The 21100-nt window shown below is 72.8% G+C and carries 14 protein-coding genes; 4 read left to right on the forward strand and 10 right to left on the reverse strand.

Translation table 11 applies throughout. The annotated features are described in order from the left end of the window. Positions 1-70: 70 nt before the first annotated feature. On the forward strand, positions 71-1390 hold the full coding sequence (locus WME83_RS00330; protein ID WP_437317259.1) for a hypothetical protein: 1320 nt from the start codon (positions 71-73) through the stop codon (positions 1388-1390). Positions 1391-1431: 41 nt separating this feature from the next. Further along, positions 1432-5361 (forward strand): lamin tail domain-containing protein, encoded by a 3930-nt coding sequence (locus WME83_RS00335; protein ID WP_437317260.1) that lies wholly within the window; start codon positions 1432-1434, stop codon positions 5359-5361. A gap of 236 nt (positions 5362-5597) precedes the next feature. On the opposite strand, the gene WME83_RS00340 is transcribed toward WME83_RS00335, so the two are convergent. From WME83_RS00340 to WME83_RS00365, 6 genes are all read right to left on the reverse strand, one after another. Continuing rightward, on the reverse strand, positions 5598-6338 hold the full coding sequence (locus WME83_RS00340) for a hypothetical protein (protein WP_437317261.1): 741 nt from the start codon (positions 6336-6338) through the stop codon (positions 5598-5600). Positions 6339-6883: 545 nt separating this feature from the next. Next, the gene (locus WME83_RS00345) at positions 6884-8527 is read right to left on the reverse strand and encodes an SBBP repeat-containing protein (protein WP_437317262.1); all 1644 of its coding nucleotides are present in this window, start codon (positions 8525-8527) and stop codon (positions 6884-6886) included. Next, entirely contained in the window at positions 8527-9513 is a 987-nt protein-coding gene (locus WME83_RS00350; protein ID WP_437317263.1) for a tetratricopeptide repeat protein, read from the reverse strand. The genes WME83_RS00345 and WME83_RS00350 overlap by 1 nt, the downstream gene beginning before the upstream one ends. 8 nt (positions 9514-9521) lie before the next feature. After that, positions 9522-11252 carry a serine/threonine-protein kinase gene (locus tag WME83_RS00355; protein ID WP_437317264.1) on the reverse strand — a complete coding sequence of 577 codons (1731 nt, stop codon included), beginning with the start codon at positions 11250-11252 and terminating at the stop codon, positions 9522-9524. A 275-nt stretch (positions 11253-11527) separates the two neighbouring features. Beyond that, complete coding sequence (locus tag WME83_RS00360) at positions 11528-12883, reverse strand: cyclic nucleotide-binding domain-containing protein (RefSeq protein WP_437317265.1); 1356 nt, start codon at positions 12881-12883, stop codon at positions 11528-11530. A 207-nt stretch (positions 12884-13090) separates the two neighbouring features. After that, positions 13091-13765 carry a dienelactone hydrolase family protein gene (locus tag WME83_RS00365; RefSeq protein ID WP_437317266.1) on the reverse strand — a complete coding sequence of 225 codons (675 nt, stop codon included), beginning with the start codon at positions 13763-13765 and terminating at the stop codon, positions 13091-13093. Positions 13766-14049: 284 nt separating this feature from the next. Between WME83_RS00365 and WME83_RS00370 the strand changes: the two genes are divergently transcribed. Continuing rightward, entirely contained in the window at positions 14050-14832 is a 783-nt protein-coding gene (locus WME83_RS00370; protein ID WP_437317267.1) for a hypothetical protein, read from the forward strand. Between the two features lie 33 nt (positions 14833-14865). Here WME83_RS00370 and WME83_RS00375 read toward each other — a convergent pair whose 3' ends face one another. The 4 genes from WME83_RS00375 to WME83_RS00390 all read right to left on the reverse strand — a co-directional run bounded on the left by WME83_RS00375 (position 14866) and on the right by WME83_RS00390 (position 19634). Beyond that, positions 14866-15699, reverse strand: coding sequence for a hypothetical protein (locus WME83_RS00375; RefSeq protein ID WP_437317268.1), 834 nt, complete (start codon positions 15697-15699; stop codon positions 14866-14868). 164 nt (positions 15700-15863) lie between these two features. After that, complete coding sequence (locus tag WME83_RS00380; protein ID WP_437317269.1) at positions 15864-17048, reverse strand: PLP-dependent aminotransferase family protein; 1185 nt, start codon at positions 17046-17048, stop codon at positions 15864-15866. Between the two features lie 380 nt (positions 17049-17428). Next, positions 17429-18268, reverse strand: a complete 840-nt coding sequence (locus WME83_RS00385; protein WP_437317270.1) for a cellulose binding domain-containing protein — start codon at positions 18266-18268, stop codon at positions 17429-17431. Between the two features lie 562 nt (positions 18269-18830). Further along, positions 18831-19634 carry a nucleotidyltransferase domain-containing protein gene (locus WME83_RS00390; RefSeq protein ID WP_437317271.1) on the reverse strand — a complete coding sequence of 268 codons (804 nt, stop codon included), beginning with the start codon at positions 19632-19634 and terminating at the stop codon, positions 18831-18833. A 231-nt stretch (positions 19635-19865) separates the two neighbouring features. Between WME83_RS00390 and WME83_RS00395 the strand changes: the two genes are divergently transcribed. After that, positions 19866-21026: a sugar ABC transporter substrate-binding protein gene (locus WME83_RS00395; RefSeq protein ID WP_437317272.1), complete on the forward strand. Its 1161-nt coding sequence runs from the start codon at positions 19866-19868 to the stop codon at positions 21024-21026. Positions 21027-21100: the final 74 nt, after the last annotated feature.

Genomic DNA, 21100 nt, shown 5'->3' on the forward strand with positions numbered 1-21100 from the left:
TCCCTAGCATGGATGGTCCATGAATGGGTCGTTTCTTGGTCGGGGCGGTCATCCCAGCTATGCTCGAAACATGCGTGCAGTCATTGTCGCTCTTGCCGCCTCCTCCGCGCTTTCCCTCGCGTCGCCCGCGCTGGGCGCGCGGGACGTGCCGTGCGCCTTCTATGGGATCGATCCGGGGGCGCCCGCCGATGCTGGGAGGGTGATCCTCGACGAGGAGCGGGCAGAGCAGCTGGCGCGCGCGGGCGCCGGCGCCGTGCGCGTCGAGTTCCTGCTCGATGACGCCGAGGCGTGGGATGAGGACAAGCTCGACGAGTACGAGGCCATCATCGACGCCGTGCGCGGCGCCGGCCTCGAGCCGCTCGGGCTGCTGTCCCACCGTACGCTCGCAGAAGGACAGGAACGCTGGAACGACGATCCGGACGGTGACGGCAACAACGCCTATGTGGAGGCGTTCGCCGCGACGGCAGAAGCGCTGATGACGAGGTTCGCCGGGGACGTCGTGCGCTGGGAGATCTGGAGTCAGCCGAACTGCTTCGAAGACCCCGATTACGCGCTCGATCCCGAGAACGCCGGCTGCACCTACATCCTGCCGCGCGTGCTCGCGCAGATCTTCGCCCAGATCCGCATCCGCAACGAGGCGCTCTTCAACGTCGGCGAGCTGTCGCTGATCGCGGGCGGCCTGCTCGCCTCGGACGACGCCGCGGCGCCGTTCTCGGGGGTCGACTACCTGCGCGAGCTCTACGAGCAGCCCGTGCTGGAGGAGCTCGCGCTGCGCTACGACGAGCGGACCCCGTGGTCGTACCTCGGCCATCAGCTGTTCGTGAGCCAGTTCAGCGAGGTCGATGCGGTGGCGCTCGGCGGCACCCTCGACGAGGTGCGCGGGCTCGCCGAGCAGGCGGGGGACGAGAGCCCGTTCTTCGTGACCGGGATGGCGTGGTCGTCGGCGCTCGTGGGCGAGGAGCTTCAGGCGGCGAACCTGACCACCTCGATCGAGCTGCTCTCGCAGCGGGACGACGTCGGCGGCGTGGTCTGGGCCAGCTTCCAGGACGCGCCGGGCGACGACCGGCTGTACGGCCTGGTCGACGAGGCCGGCGCCGCCAAGGTCGCGTTCGCCGCGCTCCGCGACGAGGCCGCGGGCTGCGAGCCCGAGCAGGGCGGGGGGACCGGGAGCGGCGGGGACGGAAGCGGCTCGAGCAGCGGCGGCGTGAGCGGCGTCCCGTTGCCCGGCACGAGCGGCCAGGGAGGGCGGCCGATCGACGGAAAGCGGCGCGAGAGCTCCTGCAGCTATGCCGCCGGCGCGCCCCAGGGCCGCGGCGCGCTGCCGGATGTGGGCTGGCTCGCGTTGCTCGCCGGATTGGCGATCGCGGCGCGTTCCCGCCGCGTCATCTGAAGTCAATACGGGTGAGCGCGGGCATCGCCTACACTGGCGCCATGCCTCACCGATCGACGCGCTTCGCGCGGCTGATGGCCGTGCTCGTGGGCCTATTGTTCTGGAACGGCTGCGGGGACGACGACGGGGGCGACACCCCCGGCGGGGTGTGCGGCGACGGCGCGGTCGACGCGGGCGAGGTGTGCGACGACGGCAACACGGCGGAGGGCGACGGCTGCTCGCCGACGTGCCAGCTCGAGGAGGCGCCGCAGCCCCGCTGCGGGGACGGCGCGCTCGACGCGGGCGAGGCGTGCGACGACGGCAACACGGACGGCGGCGACGGCTGCTCGGCGGACTGCGAGATCGAGGTGCCGCCGCGCTGCGGCGACGGCGTCGTCGATCCGGGCGAGCAGTGCGACGACGGGAACGTCGCGGCCGCCGACGGCTGCGAGGTCGACTGCACGAAGTCGAAGCTCCTGGAGATCGCCTGCGGGGAGATCCCGCCGGTCGCGCAGGGGACGTGCGAGGTGGTCTCCGGCGCGGGCGCCACGCTGATCCAGGGCGTCGTGCTCGCCCCGGGCGCGGTGTACCGCGGCGGCCGGGTGCTCGTGGACGAGCGGGGGACGATCGCGTGCGTCGGCTGCGATTGCGAGGCGGCGGGCGCGACGGTGATCACGTGCCCGAGGGGCGTCATCTCCCCTTCGCTGATCAACACGCACGATCACCTCACGTTCACGCAGAACAGCCCGTATACCCCGACGGAGGAGCGCTACGAGCACCGGCACGACTGGCGCACCGGCCGTGACGACCACACGAAGATCGACACGCCGGGCTCGGCGACGCAGGCGCAGATCCGGTGGGGCGAGCTCCGCTTCCTGATGGGCGGCGCGACGTCGATCGTCGGCTCGGGGAGCGCGACCGGGCTCCTCAGGAACCTGGACCGGGGCGATCAGGAAGGCCTGGCGCAGGATCCGGTCCTCTTCGACACCTTCCCGCTCCGCGACTCGAGCGGCCGCGAGCTCGTGAGCGGCTGCGGCTACTCGAACGACATGGTGAGAGGGGAGGACATCGAGGGCGAGGCCGCCTATTGCCCGCACGTGGCCGAGGGGATCGAGGCCTCGGCGCGCAACGAGTTCGTCTGTCTGCAGACGGCGCCGAACGACGTGCTGAAGCCGCAGAGCGCGTACATCCACGGGATCGGCCTCACCGCGCCCGACTACGCGGCCATGGCGGAGAACGGGACGGCGCTCATCTGGTCTCCGCGCTCCAACATCACCCTTTACGGCGACACCGCCGTGGTCACCACCGCGGCCCGCCTCGGGGTGCAGATCGCCCTCGGCACGGACTGGATCGCGACCGGCTCGATGAACCTCCTGCGCGAGCTCCGGTGCGCGGCGGCGCTCAACGAGGTGTATTACGACGGCTTCTTCACCGACGAGGAGCTGTGGAGGATGGTGACCGGGAGCGCCGCCTCGGTCACCGCCGCCGACGAGGTCATCGGCGCGCTGTCGCTGGGGAAGGTCGCGGACATCGCCATCTTCAACGGCGCGGAGCGCGCCGATCACCGCGCGATCGTCGCCGCCGATCCCGAGGACGTCGTGCTCGTGATGCGCGGCGGGAAGGTCCTTTACGGCGACGCGGCCGTGGTGGCCGCGGTCCGGGGCGCGGAGGTCTGCGACGAGCTCGACGTGTGCGGCGTCGCGAAGCAGGTCTGTCTGCAGGACGAGATCGGGATGGGGCTGGAGCAGCTCGAGCGGGAGGTGGGCGAGATCTACCCGCCCTTCTTCTGCGGCGAGCCCGAGCGCGAGCCGCTCTGCACCCCGTCGCGCGCGGCGACCGCGCCCGTCAACGCGTCGGTGAACGGCTCGACCGTCTACACCGGGCAGCCGACCGACGAGGACCTCGACGGCGACGGCATCGAGAACGGCGCGGACAACTGCCCGAGCGTGTTCAACCCGATCCGGCCGCTCGACGACGGGGCGCAGGCCGACGCCGACGGCGACGGCGAGGGCGACGCCTGCGACGCGTGCCCGATCGACGCGGGCAGCACCCTCTGCTCGGCGCCGAACCCGCACGACGCCGACGGCGACGGCGTCGAGAGCGGCGCGGACAACTGCCCGAGCCTCGAGAACCCCGACCAGGCCGACATGGACGGCGACGGCAAGGGCGATCCGTGCGACTTCTGCCCGGCGGACGCGAACCGGGGAACGCAGGGCTGCCCCGTGTCGATCTACGACATCAAGGACGGCACCGTCGCCGAGGGGATGGTGGTGGCCCTGGAGAACGCGCTCGTGACGGGGAAGCACGCGAGCGGGTTCTTCGTGCAGGTCAAGCCCGGGGACCCGGGGTACGCGGGGCCCGCGTACTCCGGCGTCTACGTCTACAGCCCGGAGAACGCCGTGGTCGCGGGCGATCGCGTGCGGATCGCGAGCGCGATGGTCACGAACTTCTACGGCCAGATCCAGCTCGGGTCCGCCGTGGTGGAGGTGATCGCGTCGCTCGGCGAGGCGGCGCCGGCGCCGGCGCCGGTCGCGCCGGCCGACATCGCCACCGGCGGGCCGCGGGCCGCCGAGCTCGAGGGCGTCCTCGTCGAGGTGGCGGACGTCCGGGTGACCGGGCTCGAGACCATGTACAACGAGTTCTTCGTCACGGGCGATCTGCGCGTGAACGACCTCCTGTACCTGGCCGACCCGTTCCCGGTGGTCGGCGACCGCTTCGCGAGCATCCGCGGCATCCTCGACTACCGGAACGACAACTCGAAGATCGAGCCGCGCAGCGCGGAAGACCTCGTGCCGGGCCCGCCGCGGCTCGCGGCGTTCGGGCCGGCGACGTCCTTCGTCTACGCGGGGCAGACGGGGGCGCAGACCGTGCCGGCGCCGCTCGAGGTGACGCTCTCCAGGCCGGCGCCGGCCGACATGTTCGTGGCCGTGACCTCGGACAGTGAGGTGATCGCGGTGGTGGGCGGCGGCGTGACCGTGCCCGCCGGCGCGACGAGCGCGCCCGTGCTGCTCGACGCCCTCGCCGCGGCGGAGGCGGTGACGCTCACCGCGGCCCTCGACGTCGTGAGCCTCACCGCGACGGTGCGCGTCCTCGACCCGGCCGAGGCGCCGGCGCTGGCGGCGCTCGACCCGTCGTCGGCCACGGCGGCGCCGGGCGGCACGGTGTCGTTCACCGTGGCGCTCGACATCCCGGCGCCGCCGGACGGCGCGGTCGTGGCGCTCGCGCTCGACCCGCCGGACGCTGGCTCCCTGCCGCCGTCGGTCACGATCCCGGCCGGGCAGCAGAGCGCCACGTTCGACTACGTGGACGGCGGCTCGAGCGCCGGCGTCACGGTGACGGCGACGCTCGGGGAGAGCTCGCTCACCGCGACCGTCGAGGTGGTGACGGTGGCGGGAGGGCTCGTGATCAACGAGGTGGATTACGATCAGGAGAACACCGATGGTGCCGAGTTCATCGAGATCTACAACGGCACGGGCGCGCCGGTGGACCTCGCGGGTCACGCGATCGTGTTGATCAACGGCGCGAGAGCGCCTGCCTCCGTGTACCAGACGTTCGATCTGAGCCCTGCCGGGACGCTCGCGGCGGGCCAGTATCTCGTGCTCGGCAGCGAGGCCGTGGTGGTCGGCACCAGCGAGGCGCCGGCCCTGGTGCCGGAGGGGACTCCGACGATCGCGTTCTCCGGCGCCCAGACCAACCGGATACAGAATGGAGGGGGCGGAATGCCCGTAGAGCCCGACGGGATCGCGCTGGTGAACACGACGACGGGCGCCTTGATCGACGCGCTCTCCTACGAGGGGAGCATCACCGCTGTCACGATCGGGGAGGCCAGCGTGAGCCTCGTCGAGGGCGAGCCGCTGCCCGCCTCCGTGGCGGACGTCAACGATGCTCCGGGTTCGCTCTGCCGCCTGCCCGACGGGACGGACACGAACCAGGCCGCCGCCGACTGGGCGTTCTCCGCGACGATCACGCCTGGCGCGGCCAACGTGCCGTGAGCGAGCCTCGGCCGAGGCGCTCCGCTGCGCTCTCCGGCGCAGCGCGCCTCGGCGGCCGCCATGACCCCGGCTCCGCCGCGCGGCCCGCGCCGCGCGGCCTGCGCCGGTGTCGTCATCCTGTCCGCTGGTCTGGAGGGGGATCGTCCGCGAGCTGATGCTCACGGAAAGGGCGGCTCGCTGCCGCTCACGGAAAAGGCGGCTCGCTGCCGCTCACGGAACCGGCGGCGCGCCGTTGCTCACAGGCAGCCGCAGAGCGGGTCGCCCTGCTTGCACACGCACTTGCCCTTCTTCGCCGCCCCCGCGCGGGCGCCTCGCGCGGCCTTGGCCGGCGCCGACCGGCCGCCCTTGACCGCGGCCGCCTTGGGCGAGAGCTTCGACGTCTTCGCGTCGGCCTCGTCTTCCTCGGCCTCGGCCGCAGCCTTCGCCTCCTCCGCGGCCTTGTACGCGGCGAACGCCTTCTGCGCCTTCTCGGCGTCGCTCTTGGCCGTCTCGAGCGCGAGGGTCAGCTCGGAGATCTTCTTGTTGCGCGCCTCGAGCTCCAGGTTGAGCTGCGCGATCCTGTCCTGCTCGGCGATGCGCGCGGCCACCGCCTCGGCCTGGGCCGCCTCGGCCTCCTTCACCTTGCCGGCGAAGGTGGTGACCGCGACCGCAGCCGCGGCCGCGATGATCAGGCCCATGCCGACCGCGAGCCGGCTCCGCCGCTTCTGCCGCACGCCCTGGGCGAGCGCCTCGAGCTCGCGGTCCAGGTCCCCCGAGGAGGACGACATGGGCGGCACGCTGGCCGCCACCGGCGCGATGCTGGGGGGCGCGATGCTGGGGGGCGCGATGCTGGGGGGCGCGATGCTGGGGCTGACCTGGACCGCCGCGTGGACGCCCGTCCTCGTCCCCTGAGCATGCGTGGCGGGGGTATAGGGCAGCGCCCCTGGTGTGACGGGGGTATAGGGCAGCGACCCCGGCCTCTCTTGAGTGTTGATCATCGCGCGAGACCTCCTCCTCCGTGAGCGGTTCCTCGGCAGGCAAATGTGGTGCCCGGTGCGAGGAGCTCCCCACCGCGCCGCGCGCGCCCCCGGAAAGCGCTCGAATGCGCGCGACGCAGGAGAGCTCGAGAGGATCCAGAGGCGGGTCGCGCTCGATCCGGTGGATCAGTTGTTCTGGTGCATGGAGCTCTCACCGGACCTCCATGTGTCCCCCTGGTCCACTGGACGTCCTGCCCCCGCGCGTCGGGCTCTCGTGCTGCTTGCTGGTACGGAGATCCGTTTTTGCTCAATGCAGCACGAGGAGGCCTCGCGCAAGTGTGGTCAACGACCGAGAGATGTCAATGGATGTGTACCGGCGCATCTTCACTGGAATGCCCGTGCGCGCATGCTCAGGGCCACGCCATCACCCCATGGCGGTTCCCGTACGGTTCCCGCGATTCGAGCTTGGCTGCACGAGCATGCGGCGGCGAGCAGACCTCGATCCGCAGGAATGCAGGAACGGCGCCAGCGGGGGCGGCGAAGCGCGCGTCGCCGCGGGGCGGACGTCAGGGCTGCAGCTTGGCGACGAAGGCGTCGGGGCCCCCGACGCTCGCCAGCGGGGCTCCCCCGAGATCGATGCTGCCTTCGAAATGGCCCGTCAGCGCGATGACGCCGAGCGCGCCGACCGCGACGTCCGTTGCGCTCTGCGCCATCGAATCGCCGAACGAGATCGCCCAGACCGTCGTGCCGTCCGGTGTGAACTTCGCCAGGAAAGCGTCCCTGTCGCCGCGGGACTCGAGGTGCCGAGCGTCGAGATCGATCGAGCGCGCGAATTCTCCGACCACGACGACGTTGCCCGCATCGTCCACCGCCACCCCGAGCGCCTTCTGATCCTCCTGACTCCCGAATTGACGGCTCCAGCGAGGCTTGCCCTCGGCGTCGAAGGCAGCGACCACCGCGTCGGCCCCTCCGCGATACTGCGACGTGGATCCATCGATGTTCATCGTTCCGTGGGTATCCCCCGCGACGACGATGCCTCCCTGCGCGTCCACCGCGACCGACACGAACGCCTGCGCCATGTCATCGCCGAAGCTCTTGGCGAAGCGCGGCACCCCGTCCCTGTCGAGCTTGACCAGGAAGGCGTCGTAGCCGCGGGGGCTGACGGGCTTGTCCCCGAAGCTCATGTCCCCCGCGAGGCTGCCGACCAGGACCACGCCGCCATCGGGCGTGGCCGCGGCGTCGAGGACGACCTGTTCGCTCCGATTGCCGAAGTTGAAGCTCCAGACGTGGTTTCCCCCCGCGTCGATCTTGGCGACGAAGATGTCCTCTCCGCCGACGCTGTCCAGGTCATTCGCGCCGAACACCCTCGCCCGATCGATGAAACTGCCAGCGACGAAGATGTTGCCCTCGCCGTCCACGGCGAGCCCCTGGACCGTGTCGTCCGCGGGACCGCTGATGCTCTTCATCCAGTCGAGGCCGCCGTTCGCATCGAGCTTCGCCACGAACACGTCGTCCGTGCCGGAGTCGTTCTCGAGCGGCGTCCCGTCGATACGGAGGGTGTTGTCGTGGGTCCCGGCCACGATCACGCCGTCGTCCTTCGTGTACGCCAGGCGGGTGCAGGCATCCGAGCCGTTCCCCCCGAACGCCTTCCCCCAGATCATGGCGCCGGTAGGATCGAGCTTGACGACGAAGGCGTCGGTCGAGCCCTGGTCGGTGGCGAAGCCCACATCCCCGGTGAACCGCCCCGCGACCAGGAGGTTTCCCGCCCTGTCGAAGGCGATGTCATGGCCGTACTGCGCGCCGCTCTCCCCGATCTTGCGGCTCCACTCGAGCTTTCCGGTGCACGTCGGCTCACCGTCGCAGCTCTCGTCCATGGCCTCCGTCGCGCACCCCTCGGCCGTGGGGAGCACCTGACCGACGCACACCCCTTCGCGCAGACAGCCTCTCTTGCACTCGCCGTACTCCAGGGTGAGGGGAGGGCCGTCATAACAAGACACACAGGGCTCGTCGCCCGTGGAGGCGCTCGTCGTCGCCCCGCCGACGCCGCCGCCCGCGCCGCCGTCGCCGCCCAGTCCGCCCAGGCCGCCCGTGCCGCCGGCGCCGGCCGCGCCGCCGCCGTTCATCGCGATCACGCCCTTGTCGAAGCATCCGCCGAGCGCGCCGGCCACGCCGAGCGCGCCGAAGAGCACCAAGTAGCCGCTGCGTCTCATCAGAACACCCCAGTGATCCCAGCGCCCCACGGCGATATCCACGGACGCACCGCCGCGTCCTTGGGCTTCGACGCGGACGGCAGCGTGAGGAGCAGCGCGGCGCCGCCCGCGGCGAGCGCCCCGCCCACGATGAACGCCGGCGCGGGGATGAGGCGCGTGCTGTTGTACGAGCCCAGCTTGTCGCGCGTCTTCGGCGTGTCCGGGCACTCGACCTTCTCGGTGCACCCGAGGTCGATGAGATCGCTGCGCAGGGCGAGGGTCACGCCGAGCGTGACGCCGCCGACGACGAGCGCCGCCGCGCCCGTGCCCAGCGCAGACCAGCCGAGCACGCGCTGCGCGACGCCCTGCGACGCGGGGCCGGCGGGGGAGGGGGCGGCGGGCCGGCGGACCTCGGGGAACGCGAGCGCGATCGACGCCTCCTGGCGCTCCGCCAGCGTGACCTCCTGCCGGACGATACGGCCCGCCCACGCGCCCTCGACGAGGTGCTTGCCGGGATCGACGGGCCGGCTCACCCCCACGAGCGCGGGCGGCATGGGCTTGCCGTCGACGGTGATCTGCACCTCGCGCTCCGGGGCGCCGCGCACCCCGACTGCCAGCTTGGGGATGCGCGGTTTGAGATCGCGATATGCCTTGTCGGCGTCGGCGACGGCCACCTTGAAGACGTCGCTCGCCGAGGCATCGAGCGCCGTGCGGCTCACCTGCAGGTAGCGCTCGGAGGCCTCGATGAGGCGGCCGAGCTGCTCGAGGCACCGCGCCGCGTAGAGGCCGATCGTGGGGGCCTGGATCAGCTCTTCCGCGCGCCCGAGCTTGTCGAGCGCCGCCGCGTACTCGCCCCGGTCGTAGAGCTCGAGGCCCTCCTCCGCGAGCGCCCGGGCAGCGTTGACGGTGGCCGGGTCGACGTCGGCCGCGCGCGCGGGGGGCGCGGCGGCGAGCGCGAGCGCGAACGCGACGGTGGCGGTGCCGAGGGCCCTCAAGCGCGGGTGCATGCGTCTCCTCAGAAGCCGAGGCGGTCGGCCTTGGTCCGCGGCGGGCTGGAGCTGGAGCCCGAGGGGCGCGCCGTGCTGGAGGCCGCGGGCCGCGCCGTGCTGGAGGCCGCGGGCCGCGCCGCGCCGGAGGCCGAGGGCGCGGCCGCGGACGGGGCCCGGGTCCGCTGCGCGGACGGGGCGGCCTTGCTCGGCCGAGCGGGCGCCGACGCGGCCCACGATGCGGCCGAGGCGGGCGCCCGGGAGGCCTGGGCGGGGGCGGCGCTGTCGGCGGGGGCCGAGGGCGCAGCGGCGGCCATGGCGGCCGCCTCGCGGGAAGGCGCGATCTCGGGCGCTCCGCTGGCCGGAGCTGCCTCCGCCGGCGGCGCGTTCGCCGGAGGAGCGGCCGCCCGCGCCTCGAGCGCCGGCGCCTGCGACGACGCCGCGGCGGACGGCTGCTCGCGCGCGGCCGGGTCGCTGCCCAGCGCGCGCCAGCCCACGAAGAGCGCCACGCCGAGGACCGAGGCCGCGAGGGCGAGCACGAGGGCGGTGACGGGCGCGACGCGGCGAGGCGGCCAGTCGATCTCCGCGCCCTCGTCGACGACCGGCGGCGGGGCCGTGCCCCCGGCCGGCGAGACGGAGACCGGCGGGGCGGACGCCGGCGCGGCGGACGCTGGGGCGGCAGATGCGGGCGCGGCGGACGCTGGGGCGGCCGACGCCGGCGCGGCCGACGCCGGTGCGGCCGACGCCGGCGCGGCCGACGCCGGCGCGGCCGACGCCGGCGCGGCCGACGCCGGCGCGGCGTCCGCCGGCGGGACGGAGCTCGGCGCGGCGCCCGCGGCGGCGGGGGCCGGGGCGGGGGCGGAGATCAGCGACGCCCTCCCGGCCTCCTGCGCCTCGCCGCCCGGCAGGAGCGCCTCGCGCAGCGCCTCGACCATCGCCGTCGCCGAGGGGAACCGCGCGCTCGGATCGCGGCTGCACGCGTGCAGGAACCACTCGTCGAACGCCGGCGGCACGGGCACGCGCGCCACCTTCGAGGGGACGGGGAGCGGATCACTGCATATCTCGAGGATCATCGCGCCGGGCGCCTCGGCCGTGATCGCCGCCCGGCCGCACACGCATTCGAAGGCGATGACGCCGAGCGCCCACAGGTCCGACCGGTAATCGACGTTCGCGCCCTGCGCCTGCTCAGGGCTCATGTACGGCAGCGTCCCGATCAGCACGCCGGCCTGCGTGCCCAGGCCCTCGCTGCCGTACAGGCGCGTCTTCGCGACGCCGAAATCGAGGACCTTGGCCACCTCGCGGTCGTCGTCGCGGGCGAGGAAGATGTTGTCGGGCTTGAGGTCGCGATGGACGATGCCGGCGTCGTGGGCCTTGCGGACCGCGCGCGCGACGTCGGCGAAGATGCGCGCCGTCTCGGCCGGCGCGAGCGGGCCGACGCGCTGGAGCCGGTGCGCGAGGTCCTCGCCCTCGAGCAGCTCCATCGCGATGAACGGGACGTCGTTGTCGACGCCGTGATCGAGGATCTGCACGACGTGCGGGCTGCGGAGCGCCGCCGCCGCCTGCGCCTCCTGGTAGAAGCGCGCGCGCACCGTCTCGTCCTTCGCGTACAGCGGGCCGAGCATCTTGATCGCGACCGGCGAGCCCAGCGTGAGATCGTCCGCGCGCCAGACGGTGCCCATGCTGCCCGAGCTGAGCGGGCGGATCAGCCGATACCGGCCGACCAGCACCTGTCCCTCCAGCCCGAACGCCTTCGTCGTCATTGTCGCAGGACCTGTCGTGCGCGCGTGGCCTACCCTACGCTGGTAATTGTTCAGTGCTGATCAACAAGAACAACGGATAGACTGGAAGTCTACGGGCCATGGCGCGGAGCGTCAATCGACGCCCGCGCCTCGGGCTCGCAGGACGCTGCTAGACCACCGAACAGGTTGAAACGCCGCGCAACAGAGAGTTTGAACCACAGAGGCACAGAGGGAACAACAACAAAAACTCTGCCCAACCATGGCGCATTTCTTCGTCTCTCGAGCGGTTCGGCGCCCTAGATCAGCACGAAGTCCTCGGCCACGGAGACCTCCTCGGCCATGATGCTCGTGGTCTCCTCGTCGCGCTGGACGGCGAGCTTGTAGAGTTGCGCCAGCACGGCCGGGTGATCCTCGACCAGACCCATGAACTCGGTGGCCGGCAGGTACAGCGCCACGGTGGGGTGGACGGCGATGACGTCGGCGTTCGCCGCGCGGCGGAGGACCATCGCGATCTCGCCGGCGACGTCGCCCGGGCCGAGCGTGGTGAGCACGAGCGGCTCGAGGTGGGCGTCGTCTTCGGTGTCGCGCCGGACCACGGCGACCTCGCCGGAGGCGATGAGGAACAGGCCGGGGGGCCGCTCGTCCTGCACGAGGAGCCGCTCGTTCTTCTCGAACGTGCGGGTGCGGAACCGCTTCACGAACGCGGGCCGGTCGGCGTCGGGGACGACGCGGAGCACGTCGCTCATCCGGACGAGGTTCTCCACCATGCGGTCGCGGCAGTAGGCGGCGAGCTCCAGGCCGACCTCGGGCTCGCGCTGGGCGATCTCGTCGATCGCGTCGCGCTTCACCTCGAGCACGATGGACGGCCGCGTGGCGACGACGCTGCCGGTGCGCGGCGCCCGCGAGAGCAGCGCCATCTCGCCGAACATGGCGCCGTTCGTGAGCCGCGCGAGGACGATCTCCTCGCTGCCGCGCCGGCGCCGGGCCTCGAGCTCGCCGCGCGCGACGAAGTACGCCTCGCTGCGCGCGGCGCCCTGCTCGATGACGGTCGTCCCCGCCGCCACCCAGATGGGCGTGAACGCGGCGCACAGGGCGCGGAGCGCGTCGCGCCCGACGGACGAGAAGACCGGCTGGGGCGCGATCCCGGGGTGGTCGGCCTGGGCGGCGAGCCTGCGGGTGGCGTCGTGGATGATCTCCGTCGCCTTGTTGAGCAGGAGCGCGCCGGTGAGCACGGACGCGAGCGGCTGGAACGCCTCGGCGGTCGGCAGGGGCGGCGGCGGCGGCGCGCCCTCGCCGAGCCGCGGCGAGTCCCGGCAGAAGGCCTCGGCGATGAGGTCGAGGCCCGGGCCGGGATCGCCGCCGAAGCGCTCGCTCTCGCGCGCGGCGGCCACGGCGAGCGGCAGGTTCTCCAGATCGATCGCGCGGACGACGGCGGTGGCGCACGCCTCGCGCGCGGCCTCGTGCCGGTTCAGCTCGCCGAGGAGGCGGCCGCAGAGGCAGAGCGCGGACGGCATGGTCGGGTCGTGCCGGACCAGCGCCGCGGCCCAACGGAGCGCGGCGTCGCGCTCTCCTGCGAGCGCGAGCGAGAGCGCTCGGTCGATCGGCGACTCCGCTTGGTGGGTCGAACCCGGGAGCACCGGGGGGAGGGCCATGTAGGCGTCTATATCAGGGTTCGTTGCGCGACGGCAAAGAAGGCCGACCCGGTCGCAATGCGGCGGCTCGGCGGTCCGTGTCTGACCAGCGCGGGGCGCGGAGCGCCGGGGCGCCATCTCCGGGGCGGCGGCGTGCGGCGCGCGGGTGGCGCGCGCGCCGCCGCCCGCGCGCTGCGCGGATCTCCGGGCAGCGCCGGGGGGCAACGCTCAGCCGAGGTGCTGCTTCAGGAACTCGATGCTCCGCTCCCACGCGACCTTGGCCGCATCGGCGTTGTAGACCTCGGGGCGCGTGTCGTTCGCGAACGCGTGGTCGGCGTCGTAGACGTGGAGCTCCATGGACTGGCCGCGGGCGGTGAGCTCTTTCCGGATCGCCTCGGCGGCGGCGGGCGTCGCCCACCCGTCGCGCGCGGCGAAGTGGGCGAGGATCGGCGCCTTGACGCGCGCGTAGTCGGGCGCGGGGCTCGGGACGCCGTAGAAGGGCACCACGGCCGCGAGCTCCGGGATCGTCGCCGCGGCGGCGAAGCTGAGCGCGCCGCCCATGCAGAACCCGATGACGCCGACCTTGCCGTTCGACCGCTCGTGCGCCGACAGGAAGCGGACCGCGCCGGCGATCTCCTCGAGGGCGCGCGGCTTGTCGAGCTCGGTCATGAGCCGGTTGGCCTCGGCGGCGTCCTTGGTGATCTTGCCGTGGTAGAGGTCGGGCGCGAGGGCGACGAACCCGGCGGCGGCGAGCCGATCGAGCAGCGAGCGGATGTGGTCGTTCAGACCCCACCACTCCTGGATCAGCACGACGGCGGGCGCCTTGCCGCCCTGCTTCGGCCAGACGATCTCGCCGGTCGCCGAGGACCCATCCTTCACGGGGAATGAAACCTTCTCGGACATGCGACTCCTCCCTTCCAAGGCGGGGCGCGGCCTTCGCCGGCCCCAGTCAACGAGCGGGGCACGGCCTTCGCCGGCCCCGGTGAACGAGCGGGGCACGGCCTTCGCCGGCCCCGGTGAACGAGCGGGGCGCGGCCTTCGCCGGCCCCGGTGAACGAGCGGGCACGGCCTCCGCCGGTCCCTCTGGCGCGGCGCAGGATAACCGCGCATCGCGTAGTGCGCATCGCGCATCGCGAGATGCCGGGCGCGCGGTGCACGCCGGGCCGGCAGCGAGGTAACATGAGCGCGTGGATCCGCTGGCGGAGCGATGGAGGCGGGCCGTCTCTTCCTTGAAAGAGCTCCGGCTGCGGGTCGCGTTCCTGCGGAGCGAGATGCTGCGCGCCGAGCCCGCCGCCGTCGCCCGCGCGCTCGACGACCTGTGCCGCGACGCCGAGCAGGCCGACCCCGCCGCGCGCGACGTGCTCGGCGCCGTCGTGCCGGTCCTGGCGGATCCGGCGTTCTCCGACCGCGTCGCGCAGCTCCGGGAGCTCGCCGCCTCCCTCGCCCTCCTGTCGCTCTCGCGGCTCCTGCGCCGCAAGGCGCGGCGGCGCGAGGCGCAGCCGGCGTCGCCGGCGCCCGACGAGCGCCAGGTGGCCACGTCGGGCGCGGGCCGCGCGCTGACGCTCGGCGAGCGACGCGCGCTCGCGCGGCGGCCGACGCGCGCCGCCTTCGACGCCCTGCTGCGGGATCCGCACCCGCTCGTCATCCGCAACCTGCTCGCGAACCCGCGCCTGACCGAGGATGACGTCGTCCGGCTCGCGGCGCGGCGCCCGGCGAGCCCGGAGGTCATGACGGAGATCGCGCGGCACCCCGAGTGGCCCCAGCGCGCGCGGGTGCGCATGGCGATCGTGCAGAACCCGGGCGCGCCGCCGGAGATCGCGGTGCCCATGGTGCGCCTCCTCCTGCGGCCCGAGCTCCTGCAGCTCGCGGCGGCGGCGGACGTGCCCGCGGTCGTCCGCGCCGCGGCGCGGGAGCTGCTCGAGCGCCGTCCGCCCGTCCCGCACAAGCCGGGCGGCGCGCTGGAGCAGTGAGCGGCCCCGCGGCGACGCCGGCCGCGGCGCCGATCACGGCTCTGGCCCGCCGCGGCGCCCCGCGCGGTCGCGGCGGCGCGCGCGCCGCGCCGCGGCCACGGCGAGCGCCGCCGCGAGGCCGGGCAGGGCGCCGCGCGCAGGGCCGGCGGCGTGCGCGCAGGCCGCCGCCGAGGCGCCGTCCCCGGGCCGCGCGCGGCGCGCGGGCGCGCAGGCCGCGCCGAGATCGGGCGCCGTCCAGGCCTGGTGGAACGCCATCGCGCGCTCCTCGGGGTCGTCCACGTTGCTGAGCTCCTCGGTCGGCGCGTCGCCGAGCGCGATCCAGAGCCGCACGCGGTGCTCCTCCGGGCTCCACGCGACCAGGTGATAGCTCCCGGTCTCCGGCACCTCCATCTTCAGCTCGAGCAGGAGCCAGGCGCGGGCGCCGGTGACGGGATCGCGGACCACCTCCGGCGCGCGCGCGCTCTCGGTCGAGAAGAGCCGCGCGCCGAGCCCCGCGGGCGCCGCGAAGGGCAGCGCCGCGGGCCGCGGCAGGCCGGGGCCGAGCAGCGCGAGGGAGGGGCGCTCGCGGCGGAGCGCGTCCATCTCCGGCATGCCGAGCTGCGCGCGCAGCGTCTCTCCCTGCGCGGCGTCGAGCTTCAGCCACACCGGGCGGCTCGGACAGCCGAGCTCCGAATACACGATGCGAGAAAGGTGGAGCGCGGAGAGCTCGAAGGCCTCCTCGGCGTTCTGGTGGTCTCCGTAATCGAAGAAGATCTCGCGCGCGCGCGCGGAGGGCGCGGACGCGAGCAGGGCCGCCAGCGGGACGGCCAGGAAGGCGAGGCGCTCGAGGCGCCCGCGGAGCGTCGCGCGGCGGGTCCGGGTGATCATGTCCCTCGACGCGATCTCTGGGGCCGAAGATCGGTCTGTCGACGTCGGACGCGCCGGCCCGCGAGGCGGGAATCGCCCGCCGCGGGGGAGACGCCGGAAAAGCCCGGGAAGGGGAGGACGAGGGCGATGCGCGGCGCCGGCCGCGATCGCGGGCGCGCGCGGCGCTACGCGACCTCGGCCCAGCACCGCGCGAGGCGGCGGATCCCCTCGTCGAGGTCCTCGTCGCGCTCGACGGACGAGAAGCACAGCCGGAGGGCGAACGGGGTCACGGCGCCGTTCGCGCGGAACAGCGACCCCGGATCGAAGGCGACGCCGTGCTCGATGGCGGCGGCCAGGAAGAAGGCCTCGTTCGGCTCGGCGTCGGGCTCGACCCAGATCGCGAAGCCGCCCGCCGGCGGCTCGAACCTCCAGCCGGGCAGGTACCGGCGGAGCGCGTGCTCCATGCGGGCGGCGCGGCGGGCGTAGAACTGGCGCAGGCGCACGAGCCGCTGATCGAAGTCCTCGTTGCGGAGGTAGTCCTCCAGGATCGCCTGCGGCAAGCTGGCCGCCTGCAGATCGGCGGCTTGCTTGAGCTTGAGCACCTCGGCCCGGAGCGCGCGCGGGGGCACGAGCCAGCCGACGCGGAGCCCCGGGCACAGCGTCTTCGAGAACGTCCCGACGTGGAACACGCGATCGGGCGCCTCGGCCAGGAGCGGCCGCGGGGCGGGGCCGTCGAAGCAGAGATCCGCGTAGGCGTCGTCCTCGATGATGGGCCGGAGGGTCGACAGGACCTTGGCCCGCTCGCGGGGCGACATCCTGCGGCCGCGCGGGTTCGAGACGGCGGGCATGAGGTAGTGGGCGTCGACGTGGCGTCCGTCGTCGACGACCGTCGCGCCGAGCGCCTGGAACAGCTCGAGCGCCCCGGGGTAGCTCTCGGGGTCGACGCCGATCCTGGCGACCGGCCCGCGGAGCATCTGCGCGGCGAGCGACACGGCCTGCTGCGCGCCGCTCGTCACGATGACGTCGTCGCCGGCGACGCTGGCGCCGCGCCGCCGCAGCTGCCCGGCGATCCAGGAGCGGAGGTCCTCGTCGCCCTCGGGCCAGCCGTACTGGAGCGCCGGGCAGCTGGGGGTCTGGAGCGCGCGGACGAACGACCCCGCGAGCTTGGTGCGCGGGAACTCCCCCGGCGCCGGCAGCCCGCCCGCGAAGCTGATGAGGCCCGGCGTGCCTGCGGCGCGCCGCTTCAGCGTCTCGAACCGGCCGAGACCGAGCCGCTGCCCGCTCCGCGGCGGATCCTGCGAGCTCGGGGCCTGCGACGGCCGGGTGTGGGATGACGGGGGCGGATGGGGGGCGAGCGCGGTAGCGTCCATAGATTTGAGAGTCCGGACGCTGCTTATTCAAGGATGATGCCGCCAACGCTGTCCGTCTCCAGACGGAGCAGAAACCCTCCGGGCCCACGGCAGGACGTAATTCCCTGGAAATTTGGTTACATCGCGGCAACGCCGGAGGGGCGAAGGCGCGTTGCTGGGTGTGGCGTGCTCGCGCGGCGTGTCAGGCTGCCACAGCGCAACGACGGGCGAGCAGGGGTGTCCTCGAGGCGACCATGGTCTGGAAATACGGCCATCGTGGTCTGGCCCGTGGGGGCTCCGCCAGGAGGTCCGCGTCCGGAGCGCGCGGAGCGCCGGGTGTGGAGCGCGCTCGCGAGGCGTTTCGCCCGGGCCGGCCGTCGGGTGAGGAGGTGTCGTGCTGACTAGGGCTCTACGCCCCAGGCGAGCTCGCCGTCGTGGTAGACGGTGATCTGCATCGAGGGCGTCCAGGCCGTCGTCGCCTCGAAGGAGTAGTCGTCGGTCTGCGTCATGCGGTCGTAGACCTCTCTGTTGTAGATGCGGATCTGTGACTCTCCGGACGTGGCGCCCGCAGCGATGCTGCCTGCGGCGGCGCTGAAACCGAGCTCCAGGTAGTGATCCGCGTCCGTGCCCGACGCCGCGTGGAACGTCCTGGTGACGTTGGCGCAGCCGCCGGTGACCCCCGAGAAGTCGCATTCGTCTCTGAGATCCAGGACCTCGACATCGGCCGTGAACCAGTAGCGAATCGTCAGATCGCTGAGCGCGATGCTCTCATCGCCGGTGTTCCTGATCCGGACCTTGAACGACAGCTGCTGGGCCTCGGCGCCGGTCTCCCTCGCCGCGTACTGCAGCTCGAGCGCCGGCGTGGTCGCGCCGCCGGTGGTGGAGCTCGCGGTGGTGGAGCTCGTGGCGCTGCCGCCGCCGACACCCGTCGTCGCGCTGGTCGTGCTGCTCGCGGTGGTGCTGACCGCGCTGCTCGTGGTGGCGCTGGTGGTGGTGCTCGTGGTGGTGCTGGTGGTGGAGCTGACCGAGCTGCTCGCCGTGGTGCTCGTCACGCCAGCGCCGCCCTCGCCGCCGGCGCCGCCGGCCCCGCCGATGCCGCCGGCTCCGCCGTCTCCGCCTGCCGAGCTGCTCGCCGTCGTGCTCGCGACACCGCCGCCGGAGCCGGACGTGCCGCTCGTCGCGGAGCTGGTCGTGCTGCTCGAGGTCGACGCCGAGGAGCCCACGCTGCTCGAGCTGGTCACGCCGATCGAGGTCGAGGTAGGGCTGCCCCCGCCCCCCCCGCCGTCGCCGCCCAGACTGGAGCCTTCGGCGCACGCCGCGAGCATCAGGAGGGAGGCGGCAGAGAGAGCCCTCGAGTCCTTGAACCAGGAGCGCGATTCCCCAACTCGATGGTTGCAACTGCCCGGCAGGAGCGGTGCTCCTACCCTCGTTGACATCGACATCTTCATCGGAAAACCCCGGCTACGAGCTGCTTCGGACGTCTTCGGGCCGAGCAGCGACGCACACCTTGCTATCGGTCGCATCTTGAGTACTCCTGCGAGCGCCCAACCATGTCCGAAGGTCGAACGGAAGGAAGTTGAGCTCGGAAGTTTAACCAGAACCCCTCGGCGCCAGCAAGAAGTTTGGGCGCAGGGACAGGGCTACCCTGGTATTTTTCTGCTGATGCCGTAGCCGTCTAGCCGTCTGTAGCGTCTTCGGAGTCTTCCTGTGCACAGGTATGCGCACAGGTAGGTGACGAACACGGGCCGATGCCGGTGGAGCCCATGCGTCCTCGCCGCCTGTGGTCCGGCCCGCCGGGCGGCCTCACGCGTCCTCCAGCGGAGGCGGCGCATGGAGCCAGTTGAGCTCGGAGTCTTCCATGAACCGCGTCTGCCACTGGGCGGGTCTCTCCCAGTCGCGAAACGAGAGCACCGCGCCGCAGAACGCCTCGCCCGTGCGCTTGCCCGGCGCGCCGATGAGCTCGTCGGCGAGGCGCAGGAGATCTGCGGGCTTCTCGGGCGCGTCCGCCACGAAGGCCCTCACCCACTTGTGGTATGGATACAGGATGCGGTTGTGCGCCAGGATCAGCCGGTAGCCGAAGAGCACCGCGCGCGCCGCGGCCCAGGTCAGGAGATAGCGGTTGTCGTGCTGCTCCGCCGACTCGAGATAATACCGCATCGCCTCCAGCTGGGCGACGAAGCCCTGCATTTTGTGCGCGCGCTCGTGCTCCGGATAGGCCGAGATCGCGCGCACCAGGCCCTCGACCTCCGGGAGCCGCGACCAGGCGACGGTCGCGCCCAGGAACGCCGAGCGCGCCGGCTCGCTGCCGCGCTCGCGGGTCTTCTGGAGCAGGTCGAGGCTGACGATCTTGCCGTCGACGTACCCGCCCGGATAGTCCACGAGGCCCTCGTCCGAGGCGACGTAGACGAGCTCGCCGGTCGCGTGACGCCGCCGCTGCTCCTCCTCGGTGACCACCCAGAAGAAATCGATGTCGGACGTCTCCTTCGCCAGCCCCTTCGCCTGGGAGCCCCCGACGATGATGGCCACGGAGCACGGGTCCGCGCTCAGCCGCTCGACGAGGCGCGATACGGTCCGGAGATGGTGCGGTCGATAGTTCGGTTCTCGCATTCGGTCATCCACGCTTTCTTGCCCCGAGGAGCTCGCTCCCGGAGGGCCGTCGCACGGTAGCGCGGCCGCTTGGAGACTTCCCGCTCCGAGGCTCCCCGCTCGACGCGCTCGGCGAGACGCGGATCGGCCTCGCCGAGCGCGCCCCCGCCCCGGGGCCAGCGGCTATGGACGGCATGCTCCAGTGAGGGTATACGTCGACCCTGCCGCAGTTCAACTGCAGGGGAAAAGTTCATGAGGACCACAGCGTTCGGCGGTCGACTGGCAGCGTGGGCCCTGAGTGCCCTCGCGTTGAGCGCGTGCTCTCGGCAGCAAGGGGGGGCCGCCGAGGGGGACAAGGGCGGCGCCGCGGGGAGCAGGGGCGCTGCGGCGGGCGACGAGGGCGCGGCGGGCGACAAGGGGGGTAAGGCGGGCGGGGCCAAGATTGCGCTGCTCCTGCCGGAGTCGAAGACGGCGCGCTATGAGTCGAAGGACCGTCCGTGCTTCGAGGCCAAGGTGAAGGCCCTCTGTCCGGACTGCCAGATCCTCGCGAGCAACGCGAACCAGGACGCCTCGCAGCAGCAGGCGCAGGCCGAAGCGGCGCTGACCAACGGCGCGAGCGTGCTCGTCCTCGACGCGGTCGACAGCGCGTCGGCGGCCGTCATCGCGAACAAGGCCAAGGCCCAGAAGGTGCCTGTCATCGCCTACGACCGCCTCGTCCCGGGCACGGACGCGATCGATTACTACGTGTCGTTCGACAACGAGGCGGTGGGCAGGCTCCAGGGCGAGTCGCTGCTGAAGGCGCTCGACAACAAGGCGACGGCCCGCGTGGTGATGATCAACGGCGCGGCGACCGACGACAACGGGCTGACCTTCAAGAAGGGCGCGCACAGCGCGCTCGACGGCAAGGTCCAGGTGGTCAAGGAGTACGACACGCCGGACTGGAGCCCCGACAAGGCGCAGGACCAGATGACCCAGGCCCTCACCGCGCTGAACAACCGGGTGGACGGCGTGTACGCGGCCAACGACGGGACCGCCGGCGGGGCGATCGCCGCGATGAAGGCGGCCGGCATCAAGCCCCTGCCGCCGGTGACGGGCCAGGACGCCGAGCTCGCCGCCGTCCAGCGGATCCTCCTCGGCGAGCAGTACATGACGGTGTACAAGGCCATCAAGCCGCAGGCGGAGGCCGCGGCGGTGATCGCGTACCACCTCGCCATGGGCAAGCCCGTGCCCACGGACATCACCGGCGGCAAGACGGTCAACAACGGGACGAAGGACGTCCCGTCGGTGCTGCTGGTCCCGCTCGCGGTCACCAAGGAGAACGTGAAGGACACGGTCGTCGCGGACGCGTTCTGGACCCAGGAGCAGATCTGCACGGCCCAGTACGCCGAGGCGTGCAAGGCGGCGGGCCTCTAGTCCGGAGCTCCCCTCGACGCCCATGAGCGCGGAGCGGCGAACTCCGATCCTCGAGCTGCGCGGGATCGAGAAGC

This window comes from Sorangium sp. So ce385 (assembly GCF_051474135.1).
Taxonomy (GTDB): Bacteria; Myxococcota_A; Polyangia; order Polyangiales; family Polyangiaceae; genus Sorangium; species Sorangium cellulosum_D.

Coding starts and splice junctions, on each gene's coding strand:
- WME83_RS00330 (WP_437317259.1), top strand. CDS start 71: ATGCGTGCAGTCATTGTCGCTCTTGCCGCCTCCTCCGCGCTTTCCCTC.
- WME83_RS00335 (WP_437317260.1), top strand. CDS start 1,432: ATGCCTCACCGATCGACGCGCTTCGCGCGGCTGATGGCCGTGCTCGTG.
- WME83_RS00340 (WP_437317261.1), bottom strand. CDS start 6,338: ATGATCAACACTCAAGAGAGGCCGGGGTCGCTGCCCTATACCCCCGTC.
- WME83_RS00345 (WP_437317262.1), bottom strand. CDS start 8,527: ATGAGACGCAGCGGCTACTTGGTGCTCTTCGGCGCGCTCGGCGTGGCC.
- WME83_RS00350 (WP_437317263.1), bottom strand. CDS start 9,513: ATGCACCCGCGCTTGAGGGCCCTCGGCACCGCCACCGTCGCGTTCGCG.
- WME83_RS00355 (WP_437317264.1), bottom strand. CDS start 11,252: ATGACGACGAAGGCGTTCGGGCTGGAGGGACAGGTGCTGGTCGGCCGG.
- WME83_RS00360 (WP_437317265.1), bottom strand. CDS start 12,883: ATGGCCCTCCCCCCGGTGCTCCCGGGTTCGACCCACCAAGCGGAGTCG.
- WME83_RS00365 (WP_437317266.1), bottom strand. CDS start 13,765: ATGTCCGAGAAGGTTTCATTCCCCGTGAAGGATGGGTCCTCGGCGACC.
- WME83_RS00375 (WP_437317268.1), bottom strand. CDS start 15,699: ATGATCACCCGGACCCGCCGCGCGACGCTCCGCGGGCGCCTCGAGCGC.
- WME83_RS00380 (WP_437317269.1), bottom strand. CDS start 17,048: ATGGACGCTACCGCGCTCGCCCCCCATCCGCCCCCGTCATCCCACACC.
- WME83_RS00390 (WP_437317271.1), bottom strand. CDS start 19,634: ATGCGAGAACCGAACTATCGACCGCACCATCTCCGGACCGTATCGCGC.
- WME83_RS00395 (WP_437317272.1), top strand. CDS start 19,866: ATGAGGACCACAGCGTTCGGCGGTCGACTGGCAGCGTGGGCCCTGAGT.